Annotated in this window: 13 protein-coding genes and 2 pseudogenes; 4 read left to right on the forward strand and 11 right to left on the reverse strand. The window is 71.1% G+C overall.

Annotation, left to right across the window (positions count from 1 at the left end):
- Positions 1 to 2 precede the first annotated feature (2 nt).
- The 5 genes and pseudogenes from purF to KDM41_06665 form a co-directional block, all read right to left on the reverse strand.
- A pseudogene (gene purF / locus KDM41_06645) lies at positions 3 to 1453 on the reverse strand (amidophosphoribosyltransferase).
- A gap of 104 nt (positions 1454 to 1557) precedes the next feature.
- Positions 1558 to 2157: a hypothetical protein gene (locus KDM41_06650; GenBank protein MCB1183093.1), complete on the reverse strand. Its 600-nt coding sequence runs from the start codon at positions 2155 to 2157 to the stop codon at positions 1558 to 1560.
- A 58-nt stretch (positions 2158 to 2215) separates the two neighbouring features.
- Complete coding sequence (purQ, locus tag KDM41_06655; protein MCB1183094.1) at positions 2216 to 3034, reverse strand: phosphoribosylformylglycinamidine synthase I; 819 nt, start codon at positions 3032 to 3034, stop codon at positions 2216 to 2218.
- 177 nt (positions 3035 to 3211) lie between these two features.
- Positions 3212 to 3394: pseudogene (locus tag KDM41_06660) on the reverse strand (hypothetical protein).
- 2152 nt (positions 3395 to 5546) lie between these two features.
- Positions 5547 to 6851 (reverse strand): adenylosuccinate lyase, encoded by a 1305-nt coding sequence (locus KDM41_06665; GenBank protein ID MCB1183095.1) that lies wholly within the window; start codon positions 6849 to 6851, stop codon positions 5547 to 5549.
- 182 nt (positions 6852 to 7033) lie between these two features.
- On the opposite strand from KDM41_06665, the gene KDM41_06670 reads away from it, so the two are divergent.
- The 4 genes from KDM41_06670 to KDM41_06685 all read left to right on the forward strand — a co-directional run bounded on the left by KDM41_06670 (position 7034) and on the right by KDM41_06685 (position 12245).
- Positions 7034 to 8548, forward strand: a complete 1515-nt coding sequence (locus KDM41_06670; protein ID MCB1183096.1) for an MATE family efflux transporter — start codon at positions 7034 to 7036, stop codon at positions 8546 to 8548.
- Positions 8549 to 8659: 111 nt separating this feature from the next.
- Positions 8660 to 9571: an EamA family transporter gene (locus KDM41_06675; protein ID MCB1183097.1), complete on the forward strand. Its 912-nt coding sequence runs from the start codon at positions 8660 to 8662 to the stop codon at positions 9569 to 9571.
- Between the two features lie 116 nt (positions 9572 to 9687).
- The gene (locus KDM41_06680; protein ID MCB1183098.1) at positions 9688 to 11043 is read left to right on the forward strand and encodes a NapC/NirT family cytochrome c; all 1356 of its coding nucleotides are present in this window, start codon (positions 9688 to 9690) and stop codon (positions 11041 to 11043) included.
- A gap of 11 nt (positions 11044 to 11054) precedes the next feature.
- Positions 11055 to 12245, forward strand: coding sequence for a hypothetical protein (locus KDM41_06685; GenBank protein MCB1183099.1), 1191 nt, complete (start codon positions 11055 to 11057; stop codon positions 12243 to 12245).
- 82 nt (positions 12246 to 12327) lie between these two features.
- On the opposite strand, the gene KDM41_06690 is transcribed toward KDM41_06685, so the two are convergent.
- From KDM41_06690 to truA, 6 genes are read right to left on the reverse strand one after another with little or no spacing between them, the layout of a single operon-like run.
- Positions 12328 to 13488, reverse strand: a complete 1161-nt coding sequence (locus KDM41_06690; protein ID MCB1183100.1) for an rRNA methyltransferase — start codon at positions 13486 to 13488, stop codon at positions 12328 to 12330.
- A complete protein-coding gene (gene rfaD, locus KDM41_06695; protein MCB1183101.1) occupies positions 13488 to 14462 on the reverse strand; it encodes an ADP-glyceromanno-heptose 6-epimerase in 975 nt (324 codons plus the stop codon). The genes KDM41_06690 and rfaD overlap by 1 nt, the downstream gene beginning before the upstream one ends.
- A gap of 46 nt (positions 14463 to 14508) precedes the next feature.
- On the reverse strand, positions 14509 to 15582 hold the full coding sequence (locus KDM41_06700; protein MCB1183102.1) for an NAD-dependent epimerase/dehydratase family protein: 1074 nt from the start codon (positions 15580 to 15582) through the stop codon (positions 14509 to 14511).
- 48 nt (positions 15583 to 15630) lie between these two features.
- The gene (locus KDM41_06705; protein MCB1183103.1) at positions 15631 to 16806 is read right to left on the reverse strand and encodes a trypsin-like peptidase domain-containing protein; all 1176 of its coding nucleotides are present in this window, start codon (positions 16804 to 16806) and stop codon (positions 15631 to 15633) included.
- A complete protein-coding gene (gene fsa, locus KDM41_06710) occupies positions 16806 to 17459 on the reverse strand; it encodes a fructose-6-phosphate aldolase (protein ID MCB1183104.1) in 654 nt (217 codons plus the stop codon). Before fsa ends, KDM41_06705 begins: the two co-directional genes overlap by 1 nt.
- Positions 17456 to 18337 carry a tRNA pseudouridine(38-40) synthase TruA gene (gene truA / locus KDM41_06715; GenBank protein ID MCB1183105.1) on the reverse strand — a complete coding sequence of 294 codons (882 nt, stop codon included), beginning with the start codon at positions 18335 to 18337 and terminating at the stop codon, positions 17456 to 17458. Before truA ends, fsa begins: the two co-directional genes overlap by 4 nt.
- Positions 18338 to 18439 lie beyond the last annotated feature (102 nt).

Here is an 18439-nt window from a genome sequence, read left to right on the forward strand (position 1 = left end):
TCTCAGGCCTCGTCTTCCGGCATGGGTCTGACCGGGATGACCACCCCCGCGGCGTGTTTCTCCAGCAGGTTCTTGTCGGTCTCCTCGGCAAAACTGACCGGGTAGTTTCCCGTGAAGCAGGCCTCGCAGTAGAGGTCCCCCTCGCCCGCGGCCTCGAGCAGCCCGGGCAGCGAGAGATAGGCCAGGGAATCGACCCGGAGATAGGTCGCGATTTCGTCGACGGTGTGGCTCGAGGCGATCAGCTCGTTGCGCACGGGCGTGTCGATCCCGTAGAAGCACGGGTTCGTGACCGGGGGCGACGCGATGCGCAGGTGCACCTCTTTCGCCCCGGCCTGCCGGATGAGCTTGACGAGCTTCCGCATGGTGGTGCCGCGGACGATGCTGTCATCGACCACGACGACCCGCTTGCCGTCGAGCACCTCGGCAACCGGGTTGAACTTGATGCGCACCGACATGTCGCGGACCTTCTGGGCCGGCGAGATGAAGGTGCGACCCACGTAGTGGTTCCGGATGAGCGCCAGCTCGAAGGGCAGCCCCGTGGCCCTGGCGAAGCCGAGGGCCGCGGTGTTCGAGCTGTCGGGCACGGCGCAGACGAGGTCGGCGTCGGCCGGCGCATCCCGGCCGAGGATCTCGCCGCTGCGCCGCCGGGCGCTCTCGACGTTGCGGCCGAAGACGACGCTGTCCGGCCGCGAGAAATAGACGTGTTCGAAGACGCAGCGCTTCTGCGGCGCGGCCACGGGCAGCCGGCGGCTCGAAAGCTCGCCGAGGCCCAGCACGACCATCTCGCCGGGCTCGATGTCGCGCAGGTGCTCGGCGCCGATGAGGTGGAACGCCCCTCGCTCGGACGCGACGACGTGCGTCTTGTCGCTCATCAGCCCGAGGCAGAGCGGCCGGAAGCCGTGGGATCGCGCACGGCGACCAGCTTGTCCCGGGTCAGGAGCACCAGGCTGTAGGCGCCCTTGACGCGGGGCAGCAGGTCGAGCAGCGCGTCCTCGACGTCGTCGTCGGCGTTGCGCGCCAGCATGTGCAGGATCACCTCGGTGTCGCTCGTCGTGGAGAAGATCGACCCCTGCAGCTCCATCTCGCGCCGCAGTTCGTGGGCGTTCACGAGGTTGCCGTTGTGGGCGATGCTCACCATGCCCCGGTGCGAGGCCACCTGCAGGGGCTGCGCGTTGAGGATGTGGCTCGAGCCGCTGGTGCTGTAGCGCACGTGGCCGATGGCGTAGGTGCCGGTCAGGCCGCGGGTGGTCTCCTCGTCGAAGACCTCGGCGACCAGGCCCATGCGCTTGTGGGTCACGAGGCGGTGGCCGTCGGCCACGCTGATGCCCGCGCTCTCCTGGCCCCGGTGCTGCAGGGCGTGCAGGGCCAGGCTGGCCAGCTCGGCCGCCGCCTCGACGCCGGCGATGCCCACGACGCCGCATTCCTCGCGCCAGTGACGTTCTTCCAGGCCCATGGATCCTCCGTTCGGGGCGCGGGCCCCAACTTTCCACGCAGCGCGTCGACGCGGACCACGTGTCTCTGCCAATGAAACCGCGCGCCGGCTCCGTCGCCAGCGCGTCAGCCGCGGGCGGCCAGCCGCCAGCTCTCCATGTGGGGGTTGATGAGCAACCCCTGTTTGCGGTGGCGCGCCACGGCCAATGCGGTGCCCAGTTCGGCCGCCTCTTCCGCGCCGGCGCGCAGCACCAGCCGCCAGAGCACGCCGCTCAGCACGGGGCCGTCCTGGCCGAAGGCGAAGCCCACCACGTCGAAGGGTGTGCAGCCGGCCGGGACCGCGCCGCCCAGCAGGGCCCCGTAGAGACCGGCGGCGTCGGCGGCCAGCGCGTCCAGGTCGGTCCATTCCACCGCGCCGGGCCAGCCGGCCGCCAGCGCCGCGCCGGGCCCGGTGCTGTCCGACCAGTCGTCGGACGACGGACCCCGGAAGATCCCGAAGTGGTGCTTGTTCGGATTGAAGAAGCGCCCGGTGTCCAGCAGCCGCGCGGCATCCCACCCGGCGGGCGCGCCCCAGAAGGTGTGCACCTCGCAGCGGAACAGGTTCTCCAGGCGGTCGCCGCCCTCGAGGCGGTCGCGCATCACCAGCAGCGCCGAGGCGGCGTGCAGGTCGACCCCCTTGTGGGCCGTCAGCAGCGTGGTCTGGGTGCGGCTCGCGACGTCGTTCATGGCGTCCTTTCGGGTCCGCGGGGCCCGCCGGCCCCCGCTCCGCTCCGGTTCGGTCCCATCAGCACATCTCCACCAGGCGGCGCAGCAGGAACGCGCCCGGCCCGGGATCCTCGAGGGTGGCGAAGTCGCCGGCCGCCGCCAGGCGCGCCCGCCCCCACGCGTGGGGCAGGTCCTCGGGGACCTGGCGCAGCTGGGCCGCGCGCTCGGGGTGCGGCATCATGGCCAGCACGTTGCCCCGGCGGTTGGTCAGCCCGGCGGTGTCGAGCAGGGCCCCGTTGGGATTCCCCGCCGCCGCGGTCGTGCGCCCGCCCAGGGGGGCGTAGGTGAGGGCCACGTGCCCCTCGGCGGCCAGCCGCGCGAAGAAGGCCGGATCCTCGTGGGTGAAGCGGCCCTCGGCGTGGGCCATGGGCACCGGGAAGGTGCCGGTCAGCCCCTCGACGAAGGGCGAGCGGCAGCGCGGATCGACCTGCAGGGCCACCCAGCGCGAGTGGTAGCCGGTGCGGCCGTCGGCGCGGTTGCCGGCCAGGGCCACCTCGACGGCGCCGGGCTCGAGGCCGGGAACCAGCCCCGCCTCGACCAGCACCTGGCAGCCGTTGCAGATGCCCAGGATGGGCTTGCCCGCCGCGGCCGCCTCGAGCAGCACCCGCAGCAGCGGGTCCTTGGCCGCCACCGCGCCGGCGCGCACGCGGTCCTGGTACGAGAAGCCGCCGGGCACGAGGAAGCCGTCGAAGGCGGCCAGTTCGTCCGGGCTGCGGGTCCAGCGGAAGATCTCGGCGCGGGCGCCGTGGACCCCGAGCAGCCGGGCCGACTCGTCCTCGCAGTTCAGGCCCGGCAGCTGCAGCACCGCGATGCGCGGGGCCGCGCCGCTGCCGGTCATCACGCGGAACGGTGCGGGGTCCTGTTCGGCGGGAGCGTCGGCGGCGGCGGTCGCGGCGGCGGGTCCGGGCACGGCCGCGGCGCCCTTCTCCCCGGCCAGCAGCCGCGGCAGGGCCGTCTGCCAGCTGTGCGCGGCCGCGGTCATGTCCAGGCGGGCCACCGGGGCGCCGTCGGCGTCGACGACCGCGATCTCCGGCTGCGCGACCACCTCGCCCAGGGGCCACCAGTCGGCGCCGAGCCGATCGAGGATCGCCGCGGCGGCGTCCGCGTCGTCCGGTCGCACCGTCACGACGAAGCCGCCGTTCTCGTTGAAGAGGAACTCGCGCCGGCTGAGCGCCCCGGTCGGGCAGGCGCACCGCGGCGCCGGCCAGACGCCCCGCCTCCAGGCCCATGGCCATCTCGGCCAGGCACAGGGCCAGGCCCCCGTCGCCGATGTCGTGGGCCGCGGTGACCAGGCCCGCCGCCACCATCTCGATGACGGCCCGGATCTCGGCCCGCGCCGCGTCGAAGTCGAGCGGCGGCACCGCCGGCCGGCCCGCCGCGAAGCCGGCGGACGCGTAGAGCGAGCCCCCCGTCTCGGCACCGCGGCGTCCGATCAGCAGCAGGCGGTCGCCCGGCGTCTTGAAGCGCTGGCTGCGGCAGCGGGTGTAGTCGTCGACGATGGCCACGCAGCCCACGATGGGCGACGGAGCCACGCTGCGGCCGGTGCTGCTCTGGTTGTAGAAGCTCACGTTGCCCGAGATCACCGGCAGCGGCGCCCCCGGCTCGGCGTAGCAGCCCACGCCCCGGCAGGCGTCGCCGACGCCGCGCACGGCCTCGGTGAACTCCCAGAAGCTCTCGGGCACCTCGGGATTGCCGAAGTTGAGGCAGTCGGTGATCGCGGCCGGCCGGCCGCCCACGCAGGCCACGTTGCGGCAGGCCTCGAGCACCGCGCTCGCGCCGGCGGTCCAGGGGTCGGCCAGGCCGAGCAGCGGATTGCCGTCGGCGGTCATGGCCACGGCCCGGCGGCTGCCGGGCACCGGCGCCACCACGCCCGCGTCGGCCTCGCCCGGCCGGATGATCGTGTTCGCCTGCACCTCCGGATCGTAGTGCCGGAAGATCGCCTCGCGGCTGGCCACGTTGGGGTGCGCCATGAGCTGCAGCCACTCGTCGCCGATGGCCGCCTCCGGACCCTCCGGCAGGCGCGCGTCGGCCGGCACCTCGGGCCGCTCGGGCGCGCGCGCCCGGCGGTCGTAGCGGATGCCCTCGGTGATGGTGGCGATGGGCGCGTCGGCCAGGATGCGGTCGCCCCAGCGCAGCACGTACTGCCGCTCGGTCGTGACCTTGCCGATGCGGGTGGCGCAGGCGCCGGCGTAGAGCTTCGGCAGGGCGAAGTCCTCGTTGTAGATCTTCAGGACCTTGGCGGTCAGGCGCGCGGGCACGGCCAATCCGTAGCGCTCCTGCGTCTCGGAGCAGGCGCACACCCGGGCCGGCAGGTCGGCGATCTGGTGCACCTTCTGCACGTCGACGTCGCAGCCGAAGCCGCCCGCGTCGGCCAGTTCGCTGGTGACGCACGACACGCCGCCGGCGCCGAGGTCCTTGAAGCCGATGGTCACGCCCTCGGCCCGGGCCATCTCGAGCACGGCCCTGTTGGCCACGGTGAGGATGCGCTTGAGGAACGGGTCGGGCGTCTGCACCGAGCCCTTGTTCTCCATGGCCTGCTCGGCGTCGAGCGTGGCCGAGGCGAACGCCGCCCCGCCCATGCCCGACCAGTCGGTGGGCTTGCCCACGAGGATCAGGTCGTAGGGTTCGTCCTTGGCACAGGAAGGCACCGCGCTGTGGGTGATGTGCTCGTGCTCGACCAGGCCCACGGCCACCACGTTCACCAGGCAGTTCTCGTTGAAGCTCGGGTGGAAGTAGACGTCGCCCCCGAGGTTGGGCACGCCGATGGCGTTGCCGTACTGCCAGATGCCGTCGACCACCTGGCGCGCGATGTCCACGCGGTGCCCGGCCTCGTGGTCGTCCGGGCCTTCGGGCGCGGGCCAGCCGAAGCGCAGCGGGTCCAGGGTGGCGATGACCTGCCCGCCCATGCAGTACACGTCGCGCACGATGCCGCCGATGCCCGTCGCCGCGCCCTCGACGGGCATGACCTGGCTGGGGTGGTTGTGGCTCTCGTGGGCGAAGATGATGCCGTAGTTCCTGCCGTCGATCTCGCCGAAGTCGACCACGCCGGCGTCCTCGACCGGCCCGACGACGACGTTGGCGCCGGTGGTGGGCAGGTTCGCCTTCAGATGCGGGCGGCTGCTCTTGTAGGAGCAGTGCTCGCTCCACATGGTGTCGAAGAGGGTCATCTCGGTCAGGGTGGGATCGCGGCCGAGCAACTCGGCCACCTTGCGCGCTTCGCCCGGGGCCAGGGTCAGACCGTGCTCGCGCAGGTACGCGGCCAGCCCCGCGTCGTCATGATCGCCGACGGCGATCGGGGCGAAGCTTTCGTCTCTGGAATCCACACCGTCTCCTTGGATGGGAGCCTCCGCCTACCAGCTCTTCAGGGCCAGCGTGCGCTCGAAAATGTGCGGGATGTTCCGCAACTGGTGCCGCAGGTCGAAGCAGCGGTCGAGGGTCTCGGCATCGAGCACCGCGGTGATCTCCCCGTCCTGCCCCAGCGACTCGCGCAGGGCCACGCCCTCGTCCCACACGCGCATGGCGCACTTCTGCACGCGGGCGTAGGCGTCCTCGCGCGACATGCCGGCCTCGGTCAGGGCCAGCAGCACCGGCTGGCTGAAGTACATGCCGCGCACCTTCTCCATGTTGGCGATCATGTTCTCCGGGTAGACCACGAGTCCGGCGACGAGCCACTCCATCTTCTTCAGCATGTGGTGCAGCGTGTGGCACGCGTCCGGGAAGATGATCCGCTCGACGGACGAATGGCTGATGTCGCGCTCGTGCCACAGGGCCACGTTCTCCAGGGCCGTGTGGGCGTAGCCGCGCAGCAGGCGGGCCATGCCCGTCAGCTTCTCCGAGACGATGGGGTTCTTCTTGTGGGGCATGGCGCTGCTGCCCTTCTGACCCTTGCCGAAGCTCTCCTCCACCTCGTGCACGTCGGTGCGCTGGAGGTTGCGGATCTCGACGGCCATCTGCTCGATGGTCGCGCCGAGGGTCGCGACCGCCTGCAGCCAGTTGGCGTGGCGGTCGCGCTGCACGATCTGCGTCGAGGCCGGATCGACCTGCAGTCCCAGCCGCTGCATGGTCTCGATCTCGACCTCGGGATCGAGATGGGCGATGGTGCCGACGGCGCCCGAGATCTGGCCGTAGCCGATCTCCTCCTGGGCGGCGTCGAGCCGGCGCAGCCCCCGCTCCAGGGCGCTCCAGTAGACCATGAGCTTCAGGCCGAAGGTGGTGGGCTCGGCGTGGATGCCGTGGCTGCGCCCGATCATGACCGTGTCCCGGTGCGCGACCGCCTTCCGCTCGACCGCATCGAGCAGGCTCACGAGCGACGCACGCAGCACCTCGCCCGCCTGCTGGATCTGCAGGGCCAGGGCCGTGTCCAGCAGGTCGCTGCTGGTCATGCCCTGGTGGACGAAGCGGCTGCTCGGCCCGATGTGCTCGGCCATGTTGGTCAGGAAGGCGATGACGTCGTGCTGCACCGTGGCCTCGATCTCGAGCACGCGTGCGGTCTCGAAGGCGCCCCGGGCCCGGATCTCGCGGGCCGCCTCGACCGGGATCTCGCCCCGGTCGGCGCGCACCTCGCACACCACGGTCTCCACTTCCTGCCAGATGCGGAAGCGGTTCTCGTCCGACCAGATGGCCGTCATCTCGGGGCTGGCGTAACGGGGAATCATCGACGAAGCCCTGCCTTTCCGGTAGGGTTGACGGATCCGGCCGGAGAGGCCGGGGAGGCGGGGAAAGACCCCCACGACGGGAATTCCCGGGGGAATTCCGGCGGGTCCGACGCCGTCTCGCACCGTGTAAAGCGGAAAGCTAACGCCTGACCGCCGGAGCGGTCAAGGAGCGTTCGGCCCGAATGCCGTCGAACGCGTCTTTTCAGCCGGAGCGGGGGTGCCACGCGGGACGTCCGGCCCTACCTTGGACCGGATTCCGCGGCCGACCGTCGCCACCCCAACCGCCGGAGACCCCATTGAGCACCGCCCAGCAGGACCTGACCACGGCCCCCATCCCCGTGCTGATCCGGCGCCTGGCCATCCCGGCCTCGATCGCGTTCCTCTTCAACACCATGTACAACGTGGTCGACACCTTCTGGGCCGGGAGGCTCTCCACAACGGCGCTCGCGGCGCTCTCCCTCTCGTTCCCGGTGTTCTTCGTGCTGCTGGCCATGGGCTCGGGCTTCTCGACCGGAGTGACGGCCCTGGTCGGCAACGCCCTGGGCGCCGACCGCCGCCGCGACGCCGCCCGCATCGCGAGCCAGGGCCTGCTGACGAGCACCGGCGTGGCGGTGGTGGTCATGACGGCGGGCTTCCTCGCCGTCGAGCCGCTCTTCCGGCTGCTCGGCGCCGACGGCGAATACCTCGCCATCTGCCTCGCCTACATGCAGACGATCCTGCTGGGCGCCTTCCTCCCCCTGACCTCGTTCATGCTCAACGGCATCCTCAACGCCCAGGGCGACATGGTCACCTACCGCAACTTCCTGATCGGCGCGACGGTGCTCAACCTCGTCCTGGACCCCTGGTTCATGTTCGGCGGCCTGGGCCTGCCGGCCATGGGGATCCGCGGCGTGGCGGTGGCCACCCTCGTGGCCCAGGCGGGCGGCATCGTCTACGTGGGTCGCCGGGCGTGGGCGACGGGCCTGCTGCACCGCAGCGAGGGCGCCATGTGGCGGCCCCACTGGCCCACCCTCAGGGACATCTTCACCCAGGGCGTGCCGGCCAGCCTGAACATGATGACCGTCGCCCTCGGCATCTTCATCATCACCTGGTTCCTGAGCCGCTTCAGCGAGAACGCCGTCGCGGCCTACGGCGTGGCCACGCGCATCGAACAGCTCGTGCTGCTGCCCACCGTCGGCCTGAACGTGGCCACCATGTCGATCGTGGCCCAGAACAGCGGCGCCGGACGCTTCGGCCGCGTGCGCAGCACCGTGCGCACCGCCCTCGGCTACGGCGCGGTGGTCATGGTCTTCGGTTCGGCGCTGGTGTACTTCGGCAGCGACGCCCTGATGGGCCTGTTCACCGACGATCCGGAGGTGATCGCCACCGGCGGGCACTACCTGCGCATCGCCGCCTTCGTGGAGTACGCCTACGTGCTGCTCTTCGTGAACACCTCGGCCCTGCAGGGCCTGAAGATGCCCGCCTTCGCCCTCTGGATCGGCCTGTTCCGCCAGATCGCCGCGCCTCCCCTCATCTTCTGGCTGCTGGCCCACGTGCTCGGCTGGGGCCTGGACGGCATCTGGTGGGGCGTCTTCGGCACCACGTGGTCGGCCGCGATCATCGCCGTCTGGTACGCCCGCCGCCAGACCGACCGCCTGGCCGCCCGTGAAGCCGAACTCGATGCCGTGCTGCGCGACCCGGCGGCGGCGGCCGAGTGACGCCGGCCCGCGCCGGTTTCGGACCCCGACGTTTTTTGCGCTCCCTCCCGGGCGCCGCACCGCTTATCTTGCGGCCGTCCCCCTGACCTGGCCCCGCGCCCGGACGTTCCGATGACCGTTGTGCCGACACCCGCCGTGCGCGAGAAGCTCGACCGCTTCGGGCTGCTCAACCTGCTCGTGGTGTACTTCGTCTGGGGCAGCACCTACCTGGCGATCCGCGTGGCCGTGCGCGAGGGCGCCGGCTTCCCCCCGTTCACCATGGCGCTCATGCGGGTGGCCGCCGCCTCGGCCATCCTCCTGACCTGGGCCCGACTCCGGCGCGAGCGCCTGCGCCTCACCCGGTCCGAGTTCCTGCTGCTGCTGGGCAGCGGGATCCTGCTCTGGGTCGGCGGCAACGGCCTGGTGACCTGGGCCGAGATGCGGGCCGAGTCCGGCCTGGCGGCGCTGCTGGTGGCGGCCATGCCCATCTACGCCGAGGTCATCACCTCGGTGGCCGACCGGCGCCTGCCCACCTGGCGGATGACCGGTTCGATCCTGCTGGGCTTCGCCGGCGTGGGCGTGCTGTCCTGGCCGACCCTGCAGCACGGCAACGTCGACGACGTGCTCGCCGTGGTGGCGCTGCTGCTGGCCCCGCTGTTCTGGTCCCTCGGCTCGATCTGGTTCCAGCGGCGCAAGCCCGACCTCTCGATCATGGCCATCTCGGGCTACCAGCAGCTGCTCGGCGGGCTCGGCTTCCTGGTCGTGGTGCTCGCCCGGCGCGAGCCGCTGCCCCATCCGACCGGAGACGCCTGGCTGGCCTGGACCTACCTCGTGCTGCTGGGCTCGGTCGTCGCCTTCACCGCCTACATGGTGACCCTGCGCCGCCTGCCCTACGGCGTCGTGATGACGTACGCCTACGTGAATCCGGTCATCGCCGTCTTCCTCGGCTGGCTCATCCTGGGCGAGGCGGTCACCACGCCGACCCTCGCCGGGGCGGCCCTGGTCGTCGCCGGCGTGGCCGGCATCTTCAACAACCGGGCCTGACGGGCGCGAAAACGATCCTCAGAATCTTTTTCGAAAATACGTTTTCTTGATTTCGCAACTCCTTGTGATACCGTGGTCTTCGAGGGGAAGAGACCCGGAAATCAGAGGAGACGACCATGCGATTGCGCATCCCCGCGGTCCTCGGCACGGCGGTCCTGCTCGCCGGCGTCGGGGGCGCCGGCGCCGGCCAGATTCCCGTGAGCGACGAGGCGCACGGCACCCGCAGCTACGACGACTACGAGAAGCCGGCCGTGTGCGCCAGCTGCCACGTGGACATCTCGCGCCAGTGGGAGCAGGCCATGATGAGCCGGAGCTACACCCACCACTGGGACGAGATCGAGTACTTCGAGCTGGCCGTCCCCCACGCCGAGGTGGACGCGAAGGTGGCCGGGGTGAAGGACGGCTGCAACGGCTGCCACGCTCCCACCAGCTTCCTCGCCGGCGACACGCCGCCCCCGCGGCCCGAAGCGAACAGCCGAGCCAACGAGGGCGTCCACTGCGACCACTGCCACACCGTCACCGGCTTCGACGGCGAGGTGCCTCACAACTTCAACTGGATCAGCGAACCCGGCCGCCTCAAGCAGGGGCCCAAGCCCGGCGTCGTCTCGCCCCACCACGACACGGTGGAGAACGACTTCCTCAAGTCGGCCGACTTCTGCGGCACCTGCCACAACGAGATGAGCCCCTACGGCGTCTGGGTGAAGTCGACCCACCTCGAGTGGCGCGACGGCCCGTACGCCGCGCAGGGCGTGCCCTGCCAGGACTGCCACATGCCCAAGGCCCCGGGCCGCTCGGCCAAGATGGCCGGCGACGGCATGGTCGCGCAGCACCTGTTCCACGGCGCCCACAACGAGGGCAAGCTGAACGGCGCCATCGAGGTGCTCATGCACGCCGAGGAGCGGGAGGTCCCCTGGGACGGCACCGTCGTCCTGAGCGTGCAGCTCTTCAACGGCAAGTGCGGCCACAAGGTGCCCTCGGGCTCGGTCGAGGACCGCATCATGTGGCTCGACGTGACCGCCACCGACGCCGACGGGAAGACCTTCCACCTGCCCGTCGATGCCAAGGGCTTCGACGGCGAGGAATTCACCATCGCCGCCGACGTGCTCGCCTACCAGGACATGGGGATCGCCCGGGGCGAGCCCGACTTCCCCGGCGTGCAGCGCGACGGCGTGCCGGTGGGCGACCGCATCTTCCGCATGCCCTACTTCGATCCCCAGGGCCGCATGACCATCCAGCAGTGGAACACCGCCTCGCTGGGCGTCGACTACCGCATCGGTCCCCGCGAGACGAAGATCGAGACCTACACCTGGGACCTGCCGGACGACGTCGCGCCCGGACCGGTGACCTTCACCGCCGTGCTGAACTACCAGCTGCTGGTCACGCCCGTCGGCGAGTTCCTGGGCGTGCCCGCCGAGGAATACGCCACCCACGTCATCAACACCGCCTCGACCTCGGTCGAGGTCTACGAATAGAGGAGTCCGCCATGCGCACCTTCAGGACCATGCTCGCCGCGGCGCTGCTGCTCGCCCTCGCGGCCGCGCTGCTGCCCGGCGACGCGCAGGCCATCCCGGCCTTCGCCCGCACCCACAAGCTGAGCTGCACCACCTGCCACGCCCCGTTCCCCCGCCTCAAGGAATTCGGCAACGAGTTCGCGGCGAACGGCTTCACGATCCCCGAGCAGGAGAAGGACCGCGACTTCATCTCCGCCGGCGACGACCTGCTGAAGCTGAACCGCACCTTCCCCCTGGCCGTGCGCTTCGACGCCTTCGCCGTCTACGAGAGCGACGCCGCCATCGACAACGACCTGCAGATCCCCTACGGCCTGAAGCTGCTGTCCGGGGGCAACGTCGCCAGCAACGTGGGCTACTACTTCTACTTCTACATGAACGAGCGCGGCGAGGTGGCGGGGATCGAGGACGCCTACATCCATTTCAACAACGTCGGCGGCCGTCCCTTCGACATCATGGTCGGGCAGTTCCAGACCTCCGACCCGCTGATGAAGCGCGAGTTGCGGCTCACCTACGAGGACTACCTGGCCTACAAGACGAAGATCGGCGATTCGCGCACGACGCTGACCTACGACCGCGGCCTGATGATGACCTACGACATCGAGTCCACCGGCACCGGCCTGGTGGGCATGGTCGTCAACGGCAACGGCAAGCCCGAGGCCGGCGACGACCACAGGTTCGACGACGACGGCTACAAGAACTACGGCCTGCGCCTCACCCAGGCGCTCGGCGAGTTCCTCTCGGTCGGCTACTTCGGCTACACGGGCCGCGAGGAGACCGCCCCCATCGGCTCGGACCCCACCTTCACCAACAAGCTCAGCTGGCACGGTCCGGACCTCACCCTGGGCAACGGCATGTTCGACCTCACCGCCCAGTACCTGATCCGCCGGGACACCAACCCGACCTTCGTCGCCGACGCCGTCGAGGTGGAGACCACGGGGATCGTGGCCGAGCTGGTCTTCGCCCCCCGGCGCGACCGCTCGCGCAAGTACTTCACCCTGCTCTACAACCGCGTCGACAGCGACTGGGACGCCTACGACTACGAGACCTGGACCGTGAGCGGGACCCACCTCCTCGCCCGCAACCTGCGCGGCACGGTCGAGTACACCCGTGACGTGGAGCACGAGACCGACCGCGTGGCCGTGGGCATCGTCACGGCCTACTGAGCCGCATTCGGCCCCCCGCACGGAACAGCCCCGCCGGTTCGCCGGCGGGGCTGCTTCGTTCCGGTTCGGTGGGGCGCGCGTGTCAGCGGCTGCGGGGGACCACCAGGGCGCCCGACTTGGGGTCGCGGCGCGGCCGGTCGGGCCAGGTCACCGTCAGCAGGGAGCCCGGCGCCGGCCCGCGGCCGCCGCGATCGTCCTCCAGCAGCACCAGGCCCCGCTCGGCGCAGCCGTAGCGCCCGCGCCGCCACGAAGGCAGGTCGAAGGGCTCGGACATCACCCGCACCCGGTCCGGCCCGCCGTCGGCGCCCGCCACCCGCACCGGCGGATCGTCCCCGCGCACCAGCAGCAGGAACGCGAGGCTGGCCCGGTCCTTGGGCAGCCGCACGCGGTTGCCCAGGTCGACCAGCCAGCCCGGCGCCCCGTCCGGGGCGAAGTTGAAGTGGCACCACGAGCGGTTGCGCTGACCCGGCATGGGGCACTCCCCCGCGTGCGGGCACGGCGCCGCGATGCGCCAGCCGCGGGCCAGGGCGGCCTCGCGCAGGCGCACCAGGTTGCGCGCCGCGCTGCGCGTGCCGGGCTCGATCACCAGCACCGCCCCCGCCTCGGCGACCTGGTCGTCCCAGCGGCCGACGAGGCGGTCGTGGGGCGTCTCGGCTTCCGGGTCGGCCGTGCGCCCGCGCCTCGGCTCCTGCCAGTCCAGTTCGTTCAGCAGGTTCGCCGCCACCAGCAGGTCCGCGCGCGGCGTGCGCCCGCTGCCGGCCGCCTTGCGCTCGGTCTGCACGGTCCAGGCCGCGTCCGGGGCCAGGGCGGCAAAGAGGCTGCGGCCGTGGCGCAGCGCCGTCTCGGAACGGTCGATGGCCAGGTACTCGAGTTCGCGGGTGCGCAGTTCGGGCCGCGCCAGCCCCAGGGCCAGCCCGAAGGTCAACGGGCCCGCACCCAGGTCGACGATGCGCGATCCGGGCCGCACGTCCAGCCCCAGGCCGGCCAGCAGCCGTCCCTGCCGGTAGAGATTCCAGGGCAGGAAGTAGTGCAGGTAGGCCGCCAGCAGCGGCGCGCGGCTCATGTAGTCGCGGGGCAACTGCTCGCGGTCGACGGTCAGGTAGCCCGAGAGGGTGCGGATGCCCGCCGGCAGCGCGTCGCGGTGCTTCGCCTTGAGGGGCAGCACCGTCTCGAGGGCCGCGGGCAGGGCGTCGAGGCCCGCGCAGAGGGCCGCCGGCGGCGGCGGAAACAGGCCCGGCGCCATCACGGGGCCAGGTGGACGTGGTCGACCAGGTGGTTGCGGACGTAGTCCGCCACCGCGTCCTCCAGGCGGGTGAAGGGACGCGTGTAGCCGGCGGCCCGCGCCTTCGCCATGGCGGCGCAGGTGTGGTACTGGTACTTGCCCTTCAGGTGCACCGGCATGTCGACGTAATCGATGGCCGGCGCCCGGTCCAGCGCCGCGAAGATGGCGGTGATGAGCCGGTTCCAGTCGTTGGCCTCGCCCGTGCCCACGTTGAAGATGCCGTTCACCTCAGGATGGTCGGCGAACCACACGGTCATGTCGACGGCGTCCTTCACGTAGACGAAGTCGCGCTGCTGGCCCCCGTCCGGGTACTCCGGCCGGTCGGACTTGAAGAGCCGCACCCGGCCCGTGTCGCGGATCTGCTCGAAGCCCTTGCACACCATGGAGCGCATGTCGCCCTTGTGCCACTCGTTGGGGCCGTAGACGTTGAAGTACTTGAGGCAGACGATGCGTTCGAGCAAACCCTCCGCGCGCGCCCACAAGTCGAAGTTCTGCTTCGACTTGGCGTACTCGTTGAGCGGCTTCAGGGCGTGGATCGCGGCCTCGTCGTCGTCGTAGCCCATCTCGCCGTCGCCGTAGGTCGCGGCGCTGCTCGCGTTGATGAAGCGCGCGCCGGCAGCGAGGGCCAGCAGGCACAGGTCGCGGGTGTAGAAGGTGTTGTTCTCCTCGAGGTAGGCCACGTCGGTCTCGGTGGTGCTGCTGCACGCGCCCATGTGGTAGACCGTCTCGAGGCCCGCGGCGTTGTCCCGGTCGCGCAACCATTCCAGGAAGGCGTCCTTGGCCAGATAGCGTTCGTAGTGCAGGGGGGACAGGTTGGCGCAGCCGGAGTCGTCCGCATGCACGTCCACGACGACCAGGTCGCGGCGGCCGAGGCGGTTCAGGTGCCAGACGATGTTGCTGCCGATGAAGCCGGCGGCGCCCGTGACGGCGATCATGTCGGGTCCTTTCCGGGGCGCGGCGGCCCCGCCCACCACGTTAGGCCTAGAAGAAGCGCTTCACCAGCCCGAGGGCCCCCTGCTTCCAGGGCACGCGGTGCGACACGCCCGAGGCGTTCTCGAACTCGTCGAGGTGCGCGAGGTACCACTCGAAGTTGCGGATCAGGGCGTCCTTGTTGGAGTACCGCGGCGCGTAGCCCAGCACCCGCTGCGCCTTCTCGATGGAGACGAAGCTGTCGGTGGCCGCCGTCTCGTACACCCACTTGTACAGCGGCGAGAGGCCCAACCTGTCCAGGATGCGCAGGCCCCAGATGACCGGCGCCGCGGGAAAGCCGCGCACCCTGCCGCCCTTGCCCGCGTGATCGAGCACGGCCTGCCAGTCCTCCTTCATGGTCGTGTACTCGCCCGCCCCGATGTTGAAGGTGTCGTTCACCACGTCGTCGGGCAGGGTGCTGCACAGCCAGATGGCCTGGCAGAGGTCGGCGATGTCCAGCAGCTGGTAGCGGTTGTTGCCGCTGCCGATCATCGGGAAGCCGCGGCCGTCCTTCGCCCAGTCGTAGAGCAGGGCGAAGACTCCGAGGCGCTCGGGCCCGATGAAGCTCTTGGGCCGGATGACCGGCACGATCATGCCCTGGGCCCGGTACTCCTCGCAGACGCCCTCGGCCTCGACCTTGGCCACGCCGTAGGGGCCGACGCCGTCGAGCCGGTCGTCCTCGAGCAGCGGGTGGTGGTCCGGGATGCCGTAGACCGCGGTCGAGGAGATGTGCACGAAACGCCGGATACCCGCCTGCCTGGCGTGTTCGAGCAGGTTGCGCGTGCCGTCGATGCCCGTGGTCATGATGTCGTCGTGCGGGTAGAGCGGCAGGGCCATGGCCGTGTGGATGACCAGGTCGACGCCCTCCATGCAGCGCGCCACCACCGCGGGATCGCGGATGTCGCCCACCACGGCCTCGATGCGGTCGCGGCAGTCCGGGTACGTGAACTCGGCCAGGTCGAGGGAGCGCACGGCGACCCCGCGGTCGAGCAGGTCCCGGATGAGGTTGATGCCGTTGAAACCCGAGCCGCCGGTGACCAGCACCTTGCGCCAGCGCGGGGCCTCGCCCTCCGCCTTGATGATCATCGTCTCTCCCGTCCCGCCCGCGCGGGGGCTCGACCGGCCCGGCGCCAGTCACTCCTCTGCCAGGACGATCTCCCCGTCGAAGATGCGTCCGTCCCGCTCGGCCTTGAAGCGCATGCGGTCGCCCACGCGGGCGTTGTAGTAGAACCGATAGATGGCATCCGACTGGTCCAGACGCAAACCCTCGATCTCCCGGATGATGTCGCCCTGCCGCAGGCCGGCCCGCCAGGCGGCCGAGTCGGCCTCGACCTCCTCGACGTAGGCGCCCACCGGATCGGTCAGGCGGAGACTCATCACGTCCACGGCGTCCAGGGCCCGCAGGCTCAGGCCGACCCGGGCCTCGCGGTAGTGGCCGTAGGTGAGGATCTCGTCGATCACGGCCGCGACCCGCGACGCCGGCACCGCGAAGCCGAGCCCCACGCTGCCGCCGCCGTCGTCCGAGAAGATGAAGGTGTTGATGCCGACGACCTCGCCCCGCGTGTTCACCAGCGGGCCGCCGCTGTTGCCCGGATTGATGGCCGCGTCGGTCTGGATCATGCCCAGGTAGGGCACCTCGTGGCGCTGGCTCTTGATGTCGCGGTTGGTGGCGCTGATGACGCCGACGGTGACGGTGGGCTGGGTGTCGGCCAGCAGGTACCCGTAGGGCGAGCCGATGGCGATGGCCCACTCGCCGATCTGCAGCGAGTCGGAGTGGGCCAGGCTGGCCACCGGCAGGTTCTCGGCCTGGATGCGCAGCACCGCCAGGTCGTAGCGTTCGACCCGGTCGAGCACCACCGCCTGGTGCCGGCGCCCGTCCGAGAGCGTCACCAGCACCTGGATGGCGTTCTCGACCACGTGGTTGTTGGTCACGACGAGGCCGTCGGCCGAGACGATGACCCCCGAGCCCAGGTTCTGCACGTAGCGGAACTGGTCGCGGCGCGGCACCAGGCCGAAGCGCTCGAGCATCTCCATCTGGGGCGTGCGGTAGGTCTGCTGCTGCACCACGTTCACCGCGACCACGGCCGGGGCCACGGCGCGCGTCGCCCGCACGATGGCGTTGGAGCGCTCGGCGCCCAGGTCGACCTCGCCGGGGCCCGGCGCCGGCAGCACCGAACCGGCCGGCACCGTCGTGGCGCCGTGGCCCTGGTGGCGCGGCGTCGCGCCCCGGGTGACCAGCAGCACCGCGCCGAGGGCCGCCCCCATGGCCAGCCCCAGCGCGACCCCGACCCATGTGCGGCCGGTGAGCACTACCTGCCGCCCTGCAGCTTGTCCCAGTCGGCGAGGAATGCCGCCAGCCCCTTGTCCGTCAGGGGATGGGCCGCGAGCTTGGGAATGACCGACGGCGGGATCGTGGCGATGTGGGCCCCGAGCAGGGCCGAGTCGACCACGTGCAGCGGGTGCCGGATCGAGGCCACGATGATCTCGGTCTCGTAGTCGTAGTTGTCGTAGATGTCGACGATGTCCGAGATGAGCTGCATGCCGTCCTCGGAGACGTCGTCCAGGCGGCCCACGAAGGGCGACACGTAGGCCGCGCCGGCCTTCGCCACCAGCAGGGCCTGGCTGGCCGAGAAGACGAGGGTGCAGTTGACGGGGATGCCGTCGGCGGCCAGGGCGGCGGTGGCCTTCAGGCCGTCGATGGTGGTGGGGACCTTCACGACCATGTGGTCGTCCAGCTTGGCCAGGCGGCGGCCCTCCTCGATCATGCCCGCGGCGTCGACGGCCGTCACTTCGCCGCTGACCGGCCCCTGCACGACCCGGCAGATCTCCTTCAGCAGCCCGTCGGTGTCGGTGTTGCCCTCCTTCGCCATCAGGCTCGGATTGGTCGTGACCCCGTCGCACATGCCCAGGGCCTTGATCTCCTTGATCGCGTCGAGGTCGGCGGTGTCGATGAAGAACTTCATGGCTCACTCCTTGGCCCGTCGGGGCCGGCGTCGGGTTCGGGTTCGGCAGGAAGCGTGTCGGTTTGGCCGGAGTTCCGGAATTCCTCGTCCCGCGGGGCGTCCGGATCGCGCCACGCCGGATCGAGCGTGTGCTCGGGATAGGTGACCGCCTCGAGGAAGAGGCCGCAGGCCGGCGCCATGCGCCCCACGGCGGCGCGGTTGCGGGCGGCGAGGGCCCGCGGCACGTCGCCCGGCCGCCGTTCGCCGCGGCCGATCTCCACCAGCGTGCCCACCATGTTGCGCACCATGTGGTGCAGGAACCGGTTCGCCTCGACGTGAAAGATAGCGCAGGTGTCGGACCATTCAAAGGCGCAAACGGCCACGTCGCAGACGTTCCCGTCCTGCTTCAGCGACGTCGCCTTGCAGAAGCTGGTGAAGTCGTGGCGGCCGCGGAAGTCGGCCGCGCCGGCATCCATGGCCGCCCGGTCCAGGGGGCGGTACACGTACCAGGCGTGGGGATCGAAGATGTCGCGCCGCGTGAGGATGCGGTAGCTGTAGCGGCGCGCCACGGCCTTGAAGCGCGCGTGGAAGTGGGGCGAGACCTCGCGCACGGCCCGCACCTCGAGGTCCCGGTCGCAGAGCCGCGGCAGGGCGCGCGCGACGCGTTCGGCCTCGTCCCGGTCGCGCACGGTCACGTGGGCGACCTGGCCGCGGGCGTGCACGCCGGCGTCGGTGCGCCCCGCCCCCACCGGCACCTCGGGCCGGCCCAGCAACCGCTCCAGATGGTCGCGCAGCTCCCCCTGCACCGTGCGCGCCGCCGGCTGGATCTGCCAACCGCGGAAGCGGTCGCCCACGTAGGCCAGGTCGAGCCGCAGCCGGATCCCGGCGTCGCCGCTCACCACAGGCTCCAGACCAGCAGCACCGTCCAGGCCGCCAGCACGTCGCCTTCGGTCCACGGCAGGGCGCCGGCCGACACCGTCGCCGGCCGCCGCTGCCGCAGG

It is taken from the genome of bacterium (assembly GCA_020440705.1).
Classification (GTDB): domain Bacteria; phylum Krumholzibacteriota; class Krumholzibacteriia; order LZORAL124-64-63; family LZORAL124-64-63; genus JAGRNP01.

What these genes read in the sequence shown, in the direction of transcription:
- KDM41_06665 (MCB1183095.1), bottom strand. Translation starts at nt 6,851, where the DNA reads ATGATTCCCCGTTACGCCAGCCCCGAGATGACGGCCATCTGGTCGGAC.
- KDM41_06685 (MCB1183099.1), top strand. Translation starts at nt 11,055, where the DNA reads ATGCGCACCTTCAGGACCATGCTCGCCGCGGCGCTGCTGCTCGCCCTC.
- KDM41_06700 (MCB1183102.1), bottom strand. Translation starts at nt 15,582, where the DNA reads ATGATCATCAAGGCGGAGGGCGAGGCCCCGCGCTGGCGCAAGGTGCTG.
- fsa (MCB1183104.1), bottom strand. Translation starts at nt 17,459, where the DNA reads ATGAAGTTCTTCATCGACACCGCCGACCTCGACGCGATCAAGGAGATC.
- KDM41_06670 (MCB1183096.1), top strand. Translation starts at nt 7,034, where the DNA reads ATGCCGTCGAACGCGTCTTTTCAGCCGGAGCGGGGGTGCCACGCGGGA.
- rfaD (MCB1183101.1), bottom strand. Translation starts at nt 14,462, where the DNA reads ATGATCGCCGTCACGGGCGCCGCCGGCTTCATCGGCAGCAACATCGTC.
- KDM41_06675 (MCB1183097.1), top strand. Translation starts at nt 8,660, where the DNA reads ATGACCGTTGTGCCGACACCCGCCGTGCGCGAGAAGCTCGACCGCTTC.
- KDM41_06650 (MCB1183093.1), bottom strand. Translation starts at nt 2,157, where the DNA reads ATGAACGACGTCGCGAGCCGCACCCAGACCACGCTGCTGACGGCCCAC.
- purQ (MCB1183094.1), bottom strand. Translation starts at nt 3,034, where the DNA reads ATGACCGGCAGCGGCGCGGCCCCGCGCATCGCGGTGCTGCAGCTGCCG.
- KDM41_06680 (MCB1183098.1), top strand. Translation starts at nt 9,688, where the DNA reads ATGCGATTGCGCATCCCCGCGGTCCTCGGCACGGCGGTCCTGCTCGCC.
- KDM41_06690 (MCB1183100.1), bottom strand. Translation starts at nt 13,488, where the DNA reads ATGGCGCCGGGCCTGTTTCCGCCGCCGCCGGCGGCCCTCTGCGCGGGC.